Below are 12,737 nucleotides of genomic sequence, written 5' to 3' on the forward strand. Positions count from 1 at the left end.
TCAGCCGCGCATCGCGGCGGCGGCCCTGGCATAGCCGCCCGAAGCCCCGTCGATGAAATGCATGTGGTCATCGCGCATGGCCGACGGCACGATGCAGGTCATCATCGCCTCGTCCTGGGCGTGCAGACCATAGCGGATCTTTCCCTGCGCCCGGGCCTCTTCCAGAAGCATCCCGATCGTGTCAAGCGATGCCTGATCGCAGTCGAGCGTCATTTTAAGCCCGTCGTCGAATTTGCGGAAATCGGTGTTCTGCGTGACCATGCGCCGATAATGGCCCGGATCGAACGAACCGAGATGCCGGCCAGACTTGAACAGAAGCCAGATCAACAGGTTTTGTCCCAGCACCAGTAATTTTCTGAACGCCAGATTGCTGCCGGCACGAGAAACATGGGCATCAATGCTCAGCCCCGGCGGGGGCCAGCGGAGCGGCGGACCGGAGGCGGCAACCGGGTGGCCGCCACGCTCCAGCCCGGCCACGGCCTGAACCACCCGCCGCGCCAGGTCGGCAAAGTCACGATCCGACGCGCGGGCGATTGGCTGAATGACGATGGACACGATCTGTCCATGTTTTGCCCGGCTGTTGGCCCAACGGCAGGACAAACCGGTCAGGTCCGGTTGTGCGCCCGGAGCAGCGGGCGGGATTTCATAGGCGCCGGATTTCATCCGCGACTCGGCCCAGCTGACCCCTCCGCCTGAAAACATGGCGTAATCGACGCCGTCCGATGCTGCGTGTCGCGCAACGCGAACATCGCTGCCCATGGCGCGGATGTCGCTCAGCGGCACCAGGGCGGCGCGAAGCGAGATCGAGAATTCCTCCTTGGCCCAACACCGAAGGTTTGCCAGCACCTGATGCGCGCGGGCAGCCAGTGAGCCCGGAACCGCAAAGGCCGCGCCGTCACCCCCGAAGACAAAGGGAAACGGCTGTTCGGACACTTCGTTCATCATGGCCGAGATCACGGCGGCACCAACCATGTTGACGGTCTTGTATCGCCCGCGTTCGATCTCGCCGGTGGAATCGACGATATCGGCCACACCAACCACCCAATCCGGCGGCAGCGGGGTGAACCGCGCGGGCTCGGCCAGCTCGGCGAAATCGCGCACGGGCGCAAGCGTGGCATAAAACCCGCCCTGCTCGCCGATCATTGCCCTTGTCCCCTGCATAGACGTCAAAGTAGCACGAATGCGGTGATGACCAGCAATCACGCAACCAGACACACGCTTGTGCAATGTGGCGGGACGTGTCAACCATCCTTAACAAGACAGGTATCGGAGCGGATCATGCGGGCTGGATTGGTTGTATTGTGTCTGGCCTATGTGCTGAGCCAGTTCTTTCGCGCCTTTCTGGCGGTGCTGACCGCCGATCTTGGTCGCGACATTGGCGCGGCACCAGACGATCTGGCCGCCGCTTCGGGGTTTTGGTTCCTGACTTTCGCCGCGATGCAAATTCCGGTCGGCTGGTCGCTGGACCGGATCGGGCCGCGACGGACAGCAGCGGTGTTGCTGCTGCTGGGCGGTGGCGGCGGCGCGGCCATGTTTGCGGCGGCAACCGCGCCGGTTCATGTGAGCCTTGCCATGGTGCTGATCGGCGTCGGGTGCTCGCCGGTTCTGATGGCGTCCTATTACATTTTCGCGCGCGAGTTTGCCCCGGCCAGATTCGCCACGCTGGCGGCGGTGATGCTTGGCGTGGGTTCGGTTGGCAATCTTGTCGCCTCGTACCCGACCGCGCTGGCGGTGGAGCTGATGGGCTGGCGTGCGACGCTGGCCGGGCTGGCCGCAATCTCGTCGGCTGTGGCGGTTGGAATCTGGATGACGGTGCATGATCCTGAACGGATTGATTCCGAGCAAAAGGGATCGGTTCTGGATCTTCTGAAAGAACCGCGGCTGTGGGCCATTCTGCCGCTGATGCTGGTGGCCTATGCACCCTCGGCGGCGCTGCGGGGGCTTTGGGCAGGGCCGTATTTGCGGGACGTTTTCGATCTGACCACCTCGCAGATCGGGCAGGCGACGCTGATCATGGGGGCGGCGATGATTGCCGGAACCTTCAGCTATGGCCCGCTGGACCGGATCCTGGGCACCCGGAAATGGGTGATCTTCGGAGGCAACGTATTGGGCGCCGTCGCGTTGGGCCTCCTGTGCCTGTGGATCGATCACGCGGTCTGGTCCTCGGTCGTGCTGATGGCGGTAATCGGGTTCATGGGGGCATCCTTCCCGGTGATCATGGCGCATGGACGCGCCTTCATTCCGGCACATCTGGTCGGGCGAGGTGTGACGCTGTTGAACCTGTTCGGCATCGGTGGCGTCGGGATCATGCAGTTTCTGACCGGACGGATACACGCGGCAACCGTGGAGGCGGGCGCGACTGCGCCTTACGTGCTGATTTTTGGCTTTTTTGCGGTCGCGCTTGGCCTTGGTTGCGCGGTATACCTGTTCAGCCGCGACAGCGTCGACTGACCTGAAACCACCGGAACAGGAGCATCAATTGCAAGACGTGCGTGTCATCGCCCCAAATCTGAAACGCAGGCTTTCCGGCGTGACGGCGACCATTGCGCGGTTGGTCCCTCTGCAGGCCCAAAAGATCGGCATTGTCGCCACCGGCCCCGGATTGCCCGATGACATCCCGCATATACCGCTGGCAAAGGTACCGTTCCTGCCGCGCCGACCTCTCAGGGTCTGGCATGCACGGCGGAACACGGAAATGCTGTTGGGTCTGATCTTGCGGGGGGTGTTCCGGATGCGCCTGAAGCTGCTGTTCACCAGCGCCTCGCAGCGGCGGCACACGGGTTATACCAAGTGGCTGATCTCGAAGATGGACGCGGTGGTGGCGACCTCGCGCAAGACCGCCGGGTATCTGGACCGGGACGCGCGCGTGATCATGCACGGGATCAACCTGCAGGATTTCACCCCGCCCAAGGATCGCGCCGCCGTGCGGGCGCGATTGGGGCTGCCCGACGGGATATTGCTGGGCTGTTATGGCCGCATCCGGCACCAGAAAGGCACGGATGCCTTTGTCGATGCGATGATCGATCTGTGTGGGCGGTTCGACGATGTATCGGGCATTGTCATGGGCCGGGCGACCGAGCAGCACACCAGCTTTCTGAACGATCTGAAACAGAAGGTCGCAGACGCCGGGCTGGCCCACCGCATCCTGTTCAAGCCCGAGGTCACCGTGGACCGGATCGCGGAATGGTATCAGATTCTGGACCTGTTCATCGCCCCCCAGCGATGGGAAGGGTTCGGCCTGACCCCGCTGGAGGCGATGGCCTGCGGTGTGCCGGTGGTGGCCACCGATGTGGGCGCGTTTTCCGAAATCGTGACCGACCCGTCGCTGGGTCGCGTCGTGGCCCCGAACAACATCCAGGCGCTGGCCGGCGCGGCGGCGGAGATGCTGGCGGACCGCGATTCTCTGGCCCGGTCCGGAGTGACGGCCCGCACCCATGTAGAGACGCATTTTGATATCGAGGGCGAAGCAAATGCGCTGGTCGAGGTCTATGAGGGCCTTCTGGCCGGGGGCTGAGACACAGCGCCACGCCTCAAATTGACGTCAGGGACGCAAATACGCCGCCTGCCCCCTTTCTTCTGCGACAAAGGGTGCTATGAACGCGCGTCCTTAACTCAGGAGACAAGACATGGGCTATCGCGTCGTCGTCGTCGGCGCCACGGGCAACGTGGGCCGCGAAATGCTGAACATCCTGGCCGAGCGCCAGTTCCCCGTGGACGAAATTGCCGCTTTGGCAAGCCGTCGTTCGCTGGGCACCGAAGTCAGCTTTGGCGACAAGACGATCAAGACCCAGGACTTGGCCACCTTTGACTTTACCGGCTGGGACATGGCGCTGTTTGCCGTGGGTTCGGCCGCGACCAAGGATTACGCGCCCAAGGCGGCGGCGGCGGGCTGTGTCGTGATCGACAACTCTTCGCTCTATCGCTATGACCCGGACATTCCGCTGATCGTGCCGGAAGTGAACCCGCAGGCGATCCACGACTATTCCAAGAAGAATATCATCGCGAACCCCAACTGCTCGACCGCGCAGATGGTGGTTGCGCTGAAACCGCTGCATGACCGTGCCAGGATCAAGCGCGTCGTGGTGTCGACCTATCAGTCGGTGTCGGGAGCGGGCAAGGAAGGCATGGACGAGCTGTGGGATCAGACCAAGGCCGTCTACAACCCGATCAACGAGGTCGAGCCGAAGAAGTTCCAGAAGCAGATCGCCTTCAACGTCATTCCGCATATCGACGTCTTCATGGAGGATGGCTCGACCAAGGAAGAGTGGAAGATGGTGGCCGAGACCAAGAAGATCGTGGACCCCAAGATCAAGGTCACCGCGACCTGCGTGCGGGTGCCGGTCTTCGTCGGCCATTCCGAGGCGGTGAACATCGAGTTCGAAGAGTTCCTGGACGAGGATGAGGCCCGCGACATCCTGCGCGAGGCGCCGGGCATCATGGTGATCGACAAGCGCGAGGCCGGTGGCTATGTCACGCCGGTGGAATGCGTCGGCGATTTTGCCACCTTCATCAGCCGCATCCGGCAGGACTCGACCATCGAGAACGGCCTGAACCTGTGGTGCGTCAGCGACAACCTGCGCAAGGGCGCTGCCCTGAACGCGGTGCAGATCGCCGAACTGCTGGGGCGGGAAGTGCTGAAAAAGGGTTGAAACCGGTTAGATGTGGAATTGCAGAAGGCGATACAATGTGTCGCCCTCTTCGCCATTGTTTACAGCCCGAAAAACCCATCGCTTCGAATCGATATGCCAGCCCACGTATAACCAAAGAAATTTGCAAAGATGATCCAGGCGAACTTCGGGTATTTTTTGTATACGAAAATCGCAATTAACAAGCCGCCGAATACGACGACGTGATACAGGAACGCGAACAGCAGCGCGGGCAGGAAATTCGACGCTGTTTCCGGGGTAAAGCTGGGATCGTTTATTGTTTCCGTCGCCAACCGCATGGCAAATCCTGTGACGACACAAATAACACCCGAGACGACCCTATAGGTTGAGGTTATCCCCGGCTTGGTCCGACCTATGTTTTGCCTTATTCTTTCGAAATTCGCGTCCGAAACACGCGTGCCTTCAACGCCATGACCATAGCTATGACGAGCCATAACAAATCCCTCCTAAACAATCACAGGAAGAAATGCTAACGCGCGCCACAAAGGCGCACAAGTTCTTGCCTCGACTGAAGCGGATCGAACCGTCCAAACTGGAGGAGCCTGTCAAGCGACGCACGCAAGGTCGGGGAAAACGCATCTCTTTTTCGTTGACTGCCCTGCATAGGCGTCTAGTGTCCGCCCACCTTTCGGTGCCCGCCCGTCGGGAGAATCGGGAACGCGGTGCAAACCCGCGACGTGCCCAACGCTGTAAGGGGGACTGTGCGGACATGAACCACTGGCCCTGGCCGGGAAGGGGTTCGCGCGGGAAGATCCCGAGTCAGAAGACCGGCCGGAAGGGATGGCGCAGCCTGCGTGGACGGCGGGCGGCGCGGGACCATCCAAGGGGACTCCGATGGCCATTACCACCAAACCGGCGCTGATGGCGCCCGACGCTTTTGACAAGGCGAGCCGCGAAGCGGTTTATCGAACTATCCTCAACCGCCGCGACACCCGCGGGGATTTCCTGCCGGACCCGATACCCGAAGACCGGTTGAGCCGTGTCCTTTTGGCGGCGCATCACGCGCCATCGGTGGGATACATGCAGCCGTGGGATTTCCTGATCCTGCAGGACCGTGATATGCGGCGGCAGGTGCATGAGCTGTTTGCCAAGGCCCATGCTGAGGCCGCGCTGATGTTCCCGGTCGAGCAGCGCGACACTTATCGCAAGCTCAAGCTGGAAGGTATCCTCGAGGCGCCGATCAACATCTGCATCACTTGCGACCGCAGCCGCTCTGGGCCGGTGGTGATCGGTCGCACTCATATTCCGGTAATGGACATGTTCTCGTCGGTCTGTGCGGTACAGAACTTCTGGCTGGCGGCACGAGCCGAGGGGCTGGGGGTGGGCTGGGTGTCGATCCTTGACAATGGCGCGCTGAAAGAGGTGCTGAACCTGCCCGCCGAGGTTGTACCCGTCGCATATCTTTGTGTCGGGCTGGTCCGTGGTTTTCACGACAGGCCGGAACTTGAAAAGGCTGGTTGGCTGCCGCGCCGCGCGATCACCGACCACGTGCACTTTGGTCAATGGGGGCAAACCGGCGGTGATGCAGAACTGACCGGGCGCTTGCGCGCGGACCAGGCATCAATCGCAGACGGAACGTTCCTGTCGCGGCGGCTAGACTGATTTCCAGAAGCGGTTCGGGCGCCGAAGATCGGCGCCCGGGTCACTCAGACCGGTTCGAACTTTCCTTTCGCAGGATCATAGCTCTGCAATCCGCCTGCGCCGATGTCGGTCCAAAGGCCGTGAATGCTGAGGCTTTTGGCCTCGACGGCGGAGGCGACGAACGGGAAGGTCATCAGGTTTTCCAGCGAGGCCACCACGGCCTGTTTCTCGAACTGGCGAGCCTGTTCGATGTTGTCCTTGAGATCGGCAACCAGATCGTATTTCGGTTTCAGGATATCCATCCAGCGCCCGACGAAGCTTTCCTTGGCCTCAAGCTGTGGCGCCTGCCCCTTGCACATGTCGATACAGCCCTGAACGCCACCACATTGCGAATGGCCCAGCACGATCAGATGCGCGACCTTCAGCGCGGTGACCGCATATTCGATGGCCGCGCTGGTGCCGTGGTGATCGCCATCGGGCGCATAGGGCGGTACCAGGTTGGCAATGTTGCGGTGGATGAAGAATTCGCCCTGATCGGCGCCGAAGATAGATGTGACGTGCACCCGGCTGTCGCAGCAGGAGATCACCATGGCGCGCGGATGCTGCCCTTCGTTGGCCAATGTGCGGTACCAGGCCTCGTTCTCGGCATAGGTCGTGGCTTTCCAGCCATGGTAGCGCTTGACCAGATAATTCGGCAGAGGTTTAGCGAAGTCCATTCCAGTAAATCCCCAAGGTTTTCTGTGCTGCAGCGTGATCTAATCCGAATTGAAACAAAATTCGAGACATTATCCACTTTTGCCGAAACCTTTTGCCAACCACTGTGGCGCGAGGATGCGACCGTGCCGTGGGGGTGCGACTTTATTGGGGTGAACGTGGTGGAGAAAGTGATCACACTCGTTCAGAGGGAAACCGTGCGACTGGATCCGGACCCTCTGGGAAATCTTTACGATCAGCTGGGCGATTCGGGCGCCGAGGATGTGGTATGCCGCGCCATCGAAGAGCTGGCCCTGCGGCTGTCGCGATGCGAACTCATGTGGCGACAGCGGGATTGGCTGGGTCTGCGCAAGGCCGCACGCTCGCTGGTGGCGATTGCCGAACAGGTCGGCATGACGGCGCTGACCCGCGTGGCGGGAGATGTGTCAGAAGCCGTGGATGCCGGAGACCACGTCGCCGCCAGCGCCACGCTGTTCCGCCTGATCCGGGTCGGCGAGCAGTCGTTGGTTGCGGTTTGGGACCAACGGCATCTTTCGATCTGAAATGGCTTGCAGGTGCCCCGGCGCAAGGTAGTCTGGCCGCACCTCAACCAAGCGAGCCGTTCATGCCCCTGTCTTTTGCCCCTCCCTCCGACCACGCCCTGCACCTGCATGTAATCGAACAGGCCGCGCTTGATGCCTGGCTGGATGCGCAGGACAGCGAGGTTCGGGGTTGGGTAGCGTCCAACGGGTTCACCGGCGCACTGGGACAGGCGCTGTTGGTGCCGGGCCGCGAAGGCGCGGTGCGATTTGCGCTGGCCGGGTACGGCGACGCGACCAAGCGCGCGCGCAAGCGGTTTCCGCTGGCCGCCGCCGCCGAAAAGCTGCCCAAAGGCAGTTATCGGATCGTCTCGGGGCTGGCCGATCAGGATACCGCCAACGAGGCGCTTGGATGGCTGCTGACCGGATACGCCTTTGACCGTTATGCCGCGCAATCGCCGGCCAAGGCCACGCTTGTCGCCCCCGAAGGCGTTGACGCCACCCGGATCGAGGCCATTGCCAATGCCGAAACCCTGATCCGCGATCTGATCAACACCCCGGCATCCGACATGGGGCCGGACCACCTGCAATCAGCGGCCGAGGGGCTGGCGGCCGAGTTCGGGGCGCGGTGCGAGACCATCATCGGCGACGACCTGTTGGCCCGGAATTTTCCGATGATCCATACCGTAGGGCGCGCCGCCGGGCAGGCCCCGAGGCTGATCGAGATGACCTCGGGCGACAGCGGACCCAGCCTGACGCTGGTCGGCAAAGGGGTCTGTTTCGACACCGGCGGGCTGGACCTGAAACCTGCTTCGGCCATGGGGTTGATGAAAAAGGACATGGGCGGGGCGGCCAATGTGCTGGGGCTGGCGCGAATGATCATGGCGCTGGCCCTGCCGATCCGGCTGCGGGTGCTGATCCCGGCGGTGGAAAATTCGGTGGCCGGAAACGCATTTCGCCCCGGCGATATCCTGACCTCGCGCAAGGGGTTGACGGTCGAGATCAACAACACCGACGCCGAAGGGCGGCTGGTGCTGGCCGACGCGCTTGCGCTGGCGGACGAGGGCCAGCCGGATCTGGTGATCTCGATGGCGACGCTGACGGGTGCGGCGCGCGTGGCAGTCGGGGCAGACCTGGCCCCGTTTTATACCGACGACGACGAGGCGGCGCAGGTGCTGGCGCAGGCCGCGTCAAAGGTGGCCGACCCGGTGTGGCGGATGCCGTTTCATGACCCTTATGAAGAACTGATCGAACCGGGCATCGCTGATCTGGACAACGCACCGTCGGGCGGGTTTGCCGGATCGATCACGGCAGCGCTGTTCCTGCGGCGGTTCGTGACCGCCAGCCGGTACATGCATTTCGACATTTTCGCCTGGCAGAAATCCAAGGCTCCGGGGCGCAGCAAGGGAGGGTTCGGGCAAGGCCCCCGCGCCCTGCTGGAGGCGCTGCCAGACCTGCTGAAGTCATGAGCGTGCAAGGCATCTATGTTCCGGTCGCCGATTTGCTTCGCCGCCCCGACGGCCCGCGCGACCGCCAGTTGCTGTATGGCGATGTGGTGACGGTCAAAGAGGTCACCGGCGACTGGAGCCGGATATTGTCGGAAAAGGACGGCTATCCCGGCTGGGTCCGGTCGGAGGTGCTGGGTGATGCGCAACAACCCACGCACTGGGTCGCGGCACCGGCCACGCATGCCTATTCGCGGCCCGATATGAAAAGCGCTGAACGTGTTTGCCTGAGTTTCGGAAGCAGGCTGGCGGCCCGCTCGGAAACCAATGGTTTTATCGAAACCGACGCGGGGTTTGTGCCTGCGGTTCATCTGGTCGGGATCGGCACGAAATTCGACGATCCGGTTTCGGTCGCAGCGCTGTTTCTGGGTACGCCCTACCTTTGGGGCGGCAACAGCCGGGCGGGCATCGACTGTTCGGGGCTGGTGCAGGCGGCCTTGCTGGCGTGCGGCATCCCCTGCCCCGGCGACAGCGGCGATCAGGAACGCGCCCTGGGTACGGCCCTGCCCGCCGGAACCGCACACCGGCGCGGCGATCTGTTGTTCTGGAAAGGCCATGTCGCCTGGATGGCCGATCCTGAGACCTTGCTGCACGCGAATGCGCATCACATGGCGGTGCAGTACGAACCACTGGATACGGCAATTGCCCGAATCGAAGCGCAGGGCGACGGCCCGGTCACGGCCCACAAAAGGCTTTAGTCGGTATCGATCGCCCGGATCAGCTTGCGTTCCAGCACCCGCAGAACCGTGCGCAGATCATGGCCGCGTTTCAGGATGCGCCCGTCCATCCCCACCACCGAATACAATCCCTGCCGCTGGCGCATACGGGGATGTTTCTCTACGCGATAGATCGGATGTTCGGCAGTGCGCCGAAAGATCGAGAAGACGGCCATGTCACGCAGGTTCGAGATGCCGTAGTCACGCCACTCTCCCGCAGCCACCATCCGGCCATAGACAGAGAGGATCAAAGACATTTCGCGCCGGTCGAACGCGACCTGCATCTGGGCCGGACCCGCAGCAAACGGGCTTGGAGGCTGCATGTTCATAAACTCAGCCTTGCCAAATTTTTTCGCCAAATCAAGTCTGCAAAGCGGCAATCCCGGTCTGTTGAGGCGGCGAGAGCACGTTGCCGACATGGGCGATCAACTGCTTTTGGGCTAGAATGCAGGTTGGAATGCCGTCCGCCCCGAGCGATCTTGCGCGCCGGTTGCAAAGGCTGTTTTCTGAAGTCCACGCCAGCACACGAGGTCTCGGCCAAATGGCAAATAATGAGGAAAACGAATCCCGGCTGCTGGTGATCGTCACGCCGAGTTTCAACATGGCTGCAACGATGAGTTTCGTGGACCCGTTTCGCGCGGCTAACTACTTGGAAGAAAAAACCTATTTCAGACAACTGTGTTGCACGGATCGTTTCATCAGCGCGGCCAGTTTCTTGGTTTAACGACGGGATGGCGCCGAGCGACATGCGCAAGGTGGCGCTGCGGCCTGCAGACTAGAAGTTCTCGACCCAGGGCCGGATATCCAGCTCGTTCGACCATGCGGAGCGGTCCTGATCAATCAGGCGCATGTATTCGCGGGCAATGGCGTCGGGGTTCAGCATGCTGTCAGGGGCGTCCGCCGGTTCGGCCCGCGCGGCGCTGCGGATCGCACCGTCGATGTTGACCCAGACCACATGGATGCCCTTTGGATGCAACTCGCGCGCCATGGATTGCGCAAGGCCCCGCTGGGCAAACTTGCCCATCGCAAACGGGGCCGAGTGGGGAAACCCCTTGACCCCGGCCGAGGCGCCGGTGAACAGGATCGTGCCCCGCCGGCCATCCGACAAGCCTTGCATCAGCATGCGTTTCGCCGCGAAGTGACCCAGAAGGAAGGCACCAAAGGCCGTCACCTCGATCGCCTTGCGCACGGCCTTGGGTTCGAGGTCGGCAATCGGCCCGCGCTGGCGGGCAGAGGGGTTGTAACAGGCGACGCGCAATTCCCCCGGAATGGACTCGACCAGTTCGGCGACACCGTCGGCATTCGTGCCGTCCAGTTCGTGTGTTCCGGCATGGATTTCGGATGCCAAGTCCTTGAGATCGGACGTATCCCGCGCGGCCAGATGCACCGCGTAACCGGCATGGGCCAGTTCCCGGGCAAAAGACGCGGACAGGCCGGTACCGGCGCCGATGATGAGTGCAGAGGATTTGGACGAAGGTTTTGCCATGGCGGATTCTCCTGCTCTCACCATGACAGGTCGCCCGTGCCTGCGCAAAGCAAATGCAGCGGGTCAGCCGCCCAGCATGACCGCTTCGACCCGGCGGTTGCGGTCGCGGCCTTCGGGCGTCTGGTTCGAGGTCAGCGGCGCGAGATAGCCGGCGCCTTCGGCCTCGAGCCGTTCGGCATCTACGCCATGATCCGCCACCAGCCGGTCGCGCACCGCCTGGGCGCGGCGCTTGCTGAGGGCGGTGTTGCCCTCAAGGGTGCCGACATCGTCGGTATGACCGACCAGTGCGATGCGCAGCTTGGGGTTTTCTGCCAGCAGAGCTGCCAGTGTTTTCAGTGACGCATAAGGCCCCGGCCCCAGCGCATCGGCGCCGGTCTGGAAATCCAGATCTTCCAGGATCGCGTGACCATTCAGGCGCAGATCGGCCAGCAACCCTTCGGAGCTGTCCTCGGTTTCGTAAACGACAAACGGAGCTTCGGCCTGAATATCGGCCGGCCCCACGCTGATCACCTGCAGATAGGCGTCAGGGGGATTGCGGCTGATCAGCAGGCTGAGCGCCTCGTCCCCGCGCACCGCCGAGACAAAGCGATAGTCGCGCAAGGCCACGTACATGTCCGGGTTCGGAACCACCTCGGTGCCAAAGCGGAAATCGAAGCCGCCGCATTGGGACGATTGGCAATCGAGCACGATCTCATAATCCTGCGCCCTGATTTGATCCCGCATCGGCGTGAGGATCTGCAGCGTGGTCCGTGACCCCGAGCGAACACGCCAGGTACGGCGATCAACCCTGCCCTCGAACGTGCGGGATGGCACGGTGTTGCCGTCAAACACCCCGACAGGCAGATCATAGCTGTCCAGAGCACTGATCCGTTCGGTCAGTTGCTGCGCGCCGCTGGGCAACGTAAGTTCCTGAGCGGAGACCGGAGCAGCCATCAGGGCAAGACAAAGGGCGAAAGGGCGGATCATCTGAATTGCGAATGATACTCGTCATTGGGCACCATCGCAGTTGCGCTGGCGACGCGGTTGGACATGTTGAAGAAACCCGCCACGTTGGCGATGTCCCAGATATCGCGGTCGGAGAAACCGACATCGCGCAGGCGCTGGCGGTCGGGTTCCTCGATCTCGGCGCTGGCGGTGGTCATCTTGGCGGCGAAATCCAGCATGGCGCGCTGGCGCGCATCCAGAGGCGCGACGCGATAGTTCATAACCAGCATCTCGCCCAGCTTCGGGTCGCCGGACAACTGGCGCACCGCCGCGCCATGGGCCACGAGGCAGTAGAAGCATTTGTTGATCGAGGACACGACGACCGCGATCATCTCACGTTCAAGCTTGGAAAGCCCGCTGTCGCCCAGCATCAGGTCGTTATACATCGCCGTGAACGCGTTGAGCTTGGCGATGTCGAACGCGTTGGCCCTGAGTACGTTGGGCACCATGCCCAGCTTTTCCACGCAGATATCGAAGTATTTCTGCGTCTCGGGCGGCAACGGGTCCACCATCGGCAGGTCAAGCGCGGTGGGTTGGTTCGGATCGGTCACGATTGTCTTTCTCCC

At 62.3% G+C, this 12,737-nt stretch carries 15 protein-coding genes and 1 riboswitch; of the genes, 8 read left to right on the plus strand and 7 right to left on the minus strand.

Annotated elements, in window-relative coordinates:
• Positions 1–1,143, minus strand: a complete 1,143-nt coding sequence (locus AC2FMY_RS08945; protein WP_496807262.1) for a DUF3095 domain-containing protein — start codon at positions 1,141–1,143, stop codon at positions 1–3.
• A 135-nt stretch (positions 1,144–1,278) separates the two neighbouring features.
• Between AC2FMY_RS08945 and AC2FMY_RS08950 the strand changes: the two genes are divergently transcribed.
• From AC2FMY_RS08950 to AC2FMY_RS08960, 3 genes are all read left to right on the plus strand, one after another.
• Positions 1,279–2,451, plus strand: a complete 1,173-nt coding sequence (locus tag AC2FMY_RS08950; protein ID WP_496807263.1) for an MFS transporter — start codon at positions 1,279–1,281, stop codon at positions 2,449–2,451.
• Between the two features lie 28 nt (positions 2,452–2,479).
• A complete protein-coding gene (locus AC2FMY_RS08955; protein ID WP_496807264.1) occupies positions 2,480–3,514 on the plus strand; it encodes a glycosyltransferase family 4 protein in 1,035 nt (344 codons plus the stop codon).
• Positions 3,515–3,626: 112 nt separating this feature from the next.
• Positions 3,627–4,649: an aspartate-semialdehyde dehydrogenase gene (locus AC2FMY_RS08960; RefSeq protein ID WP_496807265.1), complete on the plus strand. Its 1,023-nt coding sequence runs from the start codon at positions 3,627–3,629 to the stop codon at positions 4,647–4,649.
• 59 nt (positions 4,650–4,708) lie between these two features.
• On the opposite strand, the gene AC2FMY_RS08965 is transcribed toward AC2FMY_RS08960, so the two are convergent.
• Positions 4,709–5,101, minus strand: coding sequence for a hypothetical protein (locus tag AC2FMY_RS08965; protein ID WP_496807266.1), 393 nt, complete (start codon positions 5,099–5,101; stop codon positions 4,709–4,711).
• A 178-nt stretch (positions 5,102–5,279) separates the two neighbouring features.
• A riboswitch (cobalamin riboswitch) is annotated at positions 5,280–5,457 on the plus strand.
• Positions 5,458–5,501: 44 nt separating this feature from the next.
• Here AC2FMY_RS08965 and bluB point away from each other — a divergent pair.
• On the plus strand, positions 5,502–6,269 hold the full coding sequence (bluB, locus tag AC2FMY_RS08970; RefSeq protein WP_496807267.1) for a 5,6-dimethylbenzimidazole synthase: 768 nt from the start codon (positions 5,502–5,504) through the stop codon (positions 6,267–6,269).
• A gap of 44 nt (positions 6,270–6,313) precedes the next feature.
• Here bluB and AC2FMY_RS08975 read toward each other — a convergent pair whose 3' ends face one another.
• Positions 6,314–6,964 carry a carbonic anhydrase gene (locus AC2FMY_RS08975; RefSeq protein WP_480748505.1) on the minus strand — a complete coding sequence of 217 codons (651 nt, stop codon included), beginning with the start codon at positions 6,962–6,964 and terminating at the stop codon, positions 6,314–6,316.
• Positions 6,965–7,114: 150 nt separating this feature from the next.
• Here AC2FMY_RS08975 and AC2FMY_RS08980 point away from each other — a divergent pair, with 150 nt between their 5' ends.
• The 3 genes from AC2FMY_RS08980 to AC2FMY_RS08990 all read left to right on the plus strand — a co-directional run bounded on the left by AC2FMY_RS08980 (position 7,115) and on the right by AC2FMY_RS08990 (position 9,683).
• Positions 7,115–7,504, plus strand: a complete 390-nt coding sequence (locus tag AC2FMY_RS08980; protein ID WP_480748779.1) for a hypothetical protein — start codon at positions 7,115–7,117, stop codon at positions 7,502–7,504.
• 62 nt (positions 7,505–7,566) lie between these two features.
• Positions 7,567–8,949: a leucyl aminopeptidase family protein gene (locus tag AC2FMY_RS08985; RefSeq protein ID WP_496807268.1), complete on the plus strand. Its 1,383-nt coding sequence runs from the start codon at positions 7,567–7,569 to the stop codon at positions 8,947–8,949.
• Positions 8,946–9,683 carry a C40 family peptidase gene (locus AC2FMY_RS08990; protein ID WP_496807269.1) on the plus strand — a complete coding sequence of 246 codons (738 nt, stop codon included), beginning with the start codon at positions 8,946–8,948 and terminating at the stop codon, positions 9,681–9,683. Before AC2FMY_RS08985 ends, AC2FMY_RS08990 begins: the two co-directional genes overlap by 4 nt.
• Here AC2FMY_RS08990 and AC2FMY_RS08995 read toward each other — a convergent pair.
• Positions 9,680–10,030, minus strand: a complete 351-nt coding sequence (locus AC2FMY_RS08995) for a DUF2794 domain-containing protein (protein WP_480748502.1) — start codon at positions 10,028–10,030, stop codon at positions 9,680–9,682. The two genes, AC2FMY_RS08990 and AC2FMY_RS08995, sit on opposite strands and share 4 nt — an antisense overlap.
• Before the next feature lie 116 nt (positions 10,031–10,146).
• Here AC2FMY_RS08995 and AC2FMY_RS09000 point away from each other — a divergent pair, with 116 nt between their 5' ends.
• Positions 10,147–10,425 (plus strand): hypothetical protein, encoded by a 279-nt coding sequence (locus AC2FMY_RS09000; RefSeq protein ID WP_496807270.1) that lies wholly within the window; start codon positions 10,147–10,149, stop codon positions 10,423–10,425.
• 51 nt (positions 10,426–10,476) lie between these two features.
• Here AC2FMY_RS09000 and AC2FMY_RS09005 read toward each other — a convergent pair whose 3' ends face one another.
• From AC2FMY_RS09005 to AC2FMY_RS09015, 3 genes are all read right to left on the minus strand, one after another.
• On the minus strand, positions 10,477–11,187 hold the full coding sequence (locus AC2FMY_RS09005; RefSeq protein WP_496807271.1) for an SDR family NAD(P)-dependent oxidoreductase: 711 nt from the start codon (positions 11,185–11,187) through the stop codon (positions 10,477–10,479).
• Positions 11,188–11,250: 63 nt separating this feature from the next.
• Positions 11,251–12,153 carry an OmpA family protein gene (locus AC2FMY_RS09010; RefSeq protein ID WP_480748499.1) on the minus strand — a complete coding sequence of 301 codons (903 nt, stop codon included), beginning with the start codon at positions 12,151–12,153 and terminating at the stop codon, positions 11,251–11,253.
• Positions 12,150–12,722, minus strand: a complete 573-nt coding sequence (locus AC2FMY_RS09015; RefSeq protein ID WP_496744340.1) for a peroxidase-related enzyme — start codon at positions 12,720–12,722, stop codon at positions 12,150–12,152. Before AC2FMY_RS09015 ends, AC2FMY_RS09010 begins: the two co-directional genes overlap by 4 nt.
• Positions 12,723–12,737 lie beyond the last annotated feature (15 nt).

This window comes from Ruegeria sp. YKSE079, from assembly GCF_059612845.1.

What these genes read in the sequence shown, in the direction of transcription:
- AC2FMY_RS08960 (WP_496807265.1), top strand. Translation starts at nt 3,627, where the DNA reads ATGGGCTATCGCGTCGTCGTCGTCGGCGCCACGGGCAACGTGGGCCGC.
- AC2FMY_RS08990 (WP_496807269.1), top strand. Translation starts at nt 8,946, where the DNA reads ATGAGCGTGCAAGGCATCTATGTTCCGGTCGCCGATTTGCTTCGCCGC.
- AC2FMY_RS09005 (WP_496807271.1), bottom strand. Translation starts at nt 11,187, where the DNA reads ATGGCAAAACCTTCGTCCAAATCCTCTGCACTCATCATCGGCGCCGGT.
- AC2FMY_RS08975 (WP_480748505.1), bottom strand. Translation starts at nt 6,964, where the DNA reads ATGGACTTCGCTAAACCTCTGCCGAATTATCTGGTCAAGCGCTACCAT.
- AC2FMY_RS08985 (WP_496807268.1), top strand. Translation starts at nt 7,567, where the DNA reads ATGCCCCTGTCTTTTGCCCCTCCCTCCGACCACGCCCTGCACCTGCAT.
- AC2FMY_RS09010 (WP_480748499.1), bottom strand. Translation starts at nt 12,153, where the DNA reads ATGATCCGCCCTTTCGCCCTTTGTCTTGCCCTGATGGCTGCTCCGGTC.
- AC2FMY_RS08945 (WP_496807262.1), bottom strand. Translation starts at nt 1,143, where the DNA reads ATGATCGGCGAGCAGGGCGGGTTTTATGCCACGCTTGCGCCCGTGCGC.
- AC2FMY_RS09000 (WP_496807270.1), top strand. Translation starts at nt 10,147, where the DNA reads ATGCAGGTTGGAATGCCGTCCGCCCCGAGCGATCTTGCGCGCCGGTTG.
- AC2FMY_RS08995 (WP_480748502.1), bottom strand. Translation starts at nt 10,030, where the DNA reads ATGAACATGCAGCCTCCAAGCCCGTTTGCTGCGGGTCCGGCCCAGATG.
- bluB (WP_496807267.1), top strand. Translation starts at nt 5,502, where the DNA reads ATGGCCATTACCACCAAACCGGCGCTGATGGCGCCCGACGCTTTTGAC.
- AC2FMY_RS08965 (WP_496807266.1), bottom strand. Translation starts at nt 5,101, where the DNA reads ATGGCTCGTCATAGCTATGGTCATGGCGTTGAAGGCACGCGTGTTTCG.
- AC2FMY_RS08950 (WP_496807263.1), top strand. Translation starts at nt 1,279, where the DNA reads ATGCGGGCTGGATTGGTTGTATTGTGTCTGGCCTATGTGCTGAGCCAG.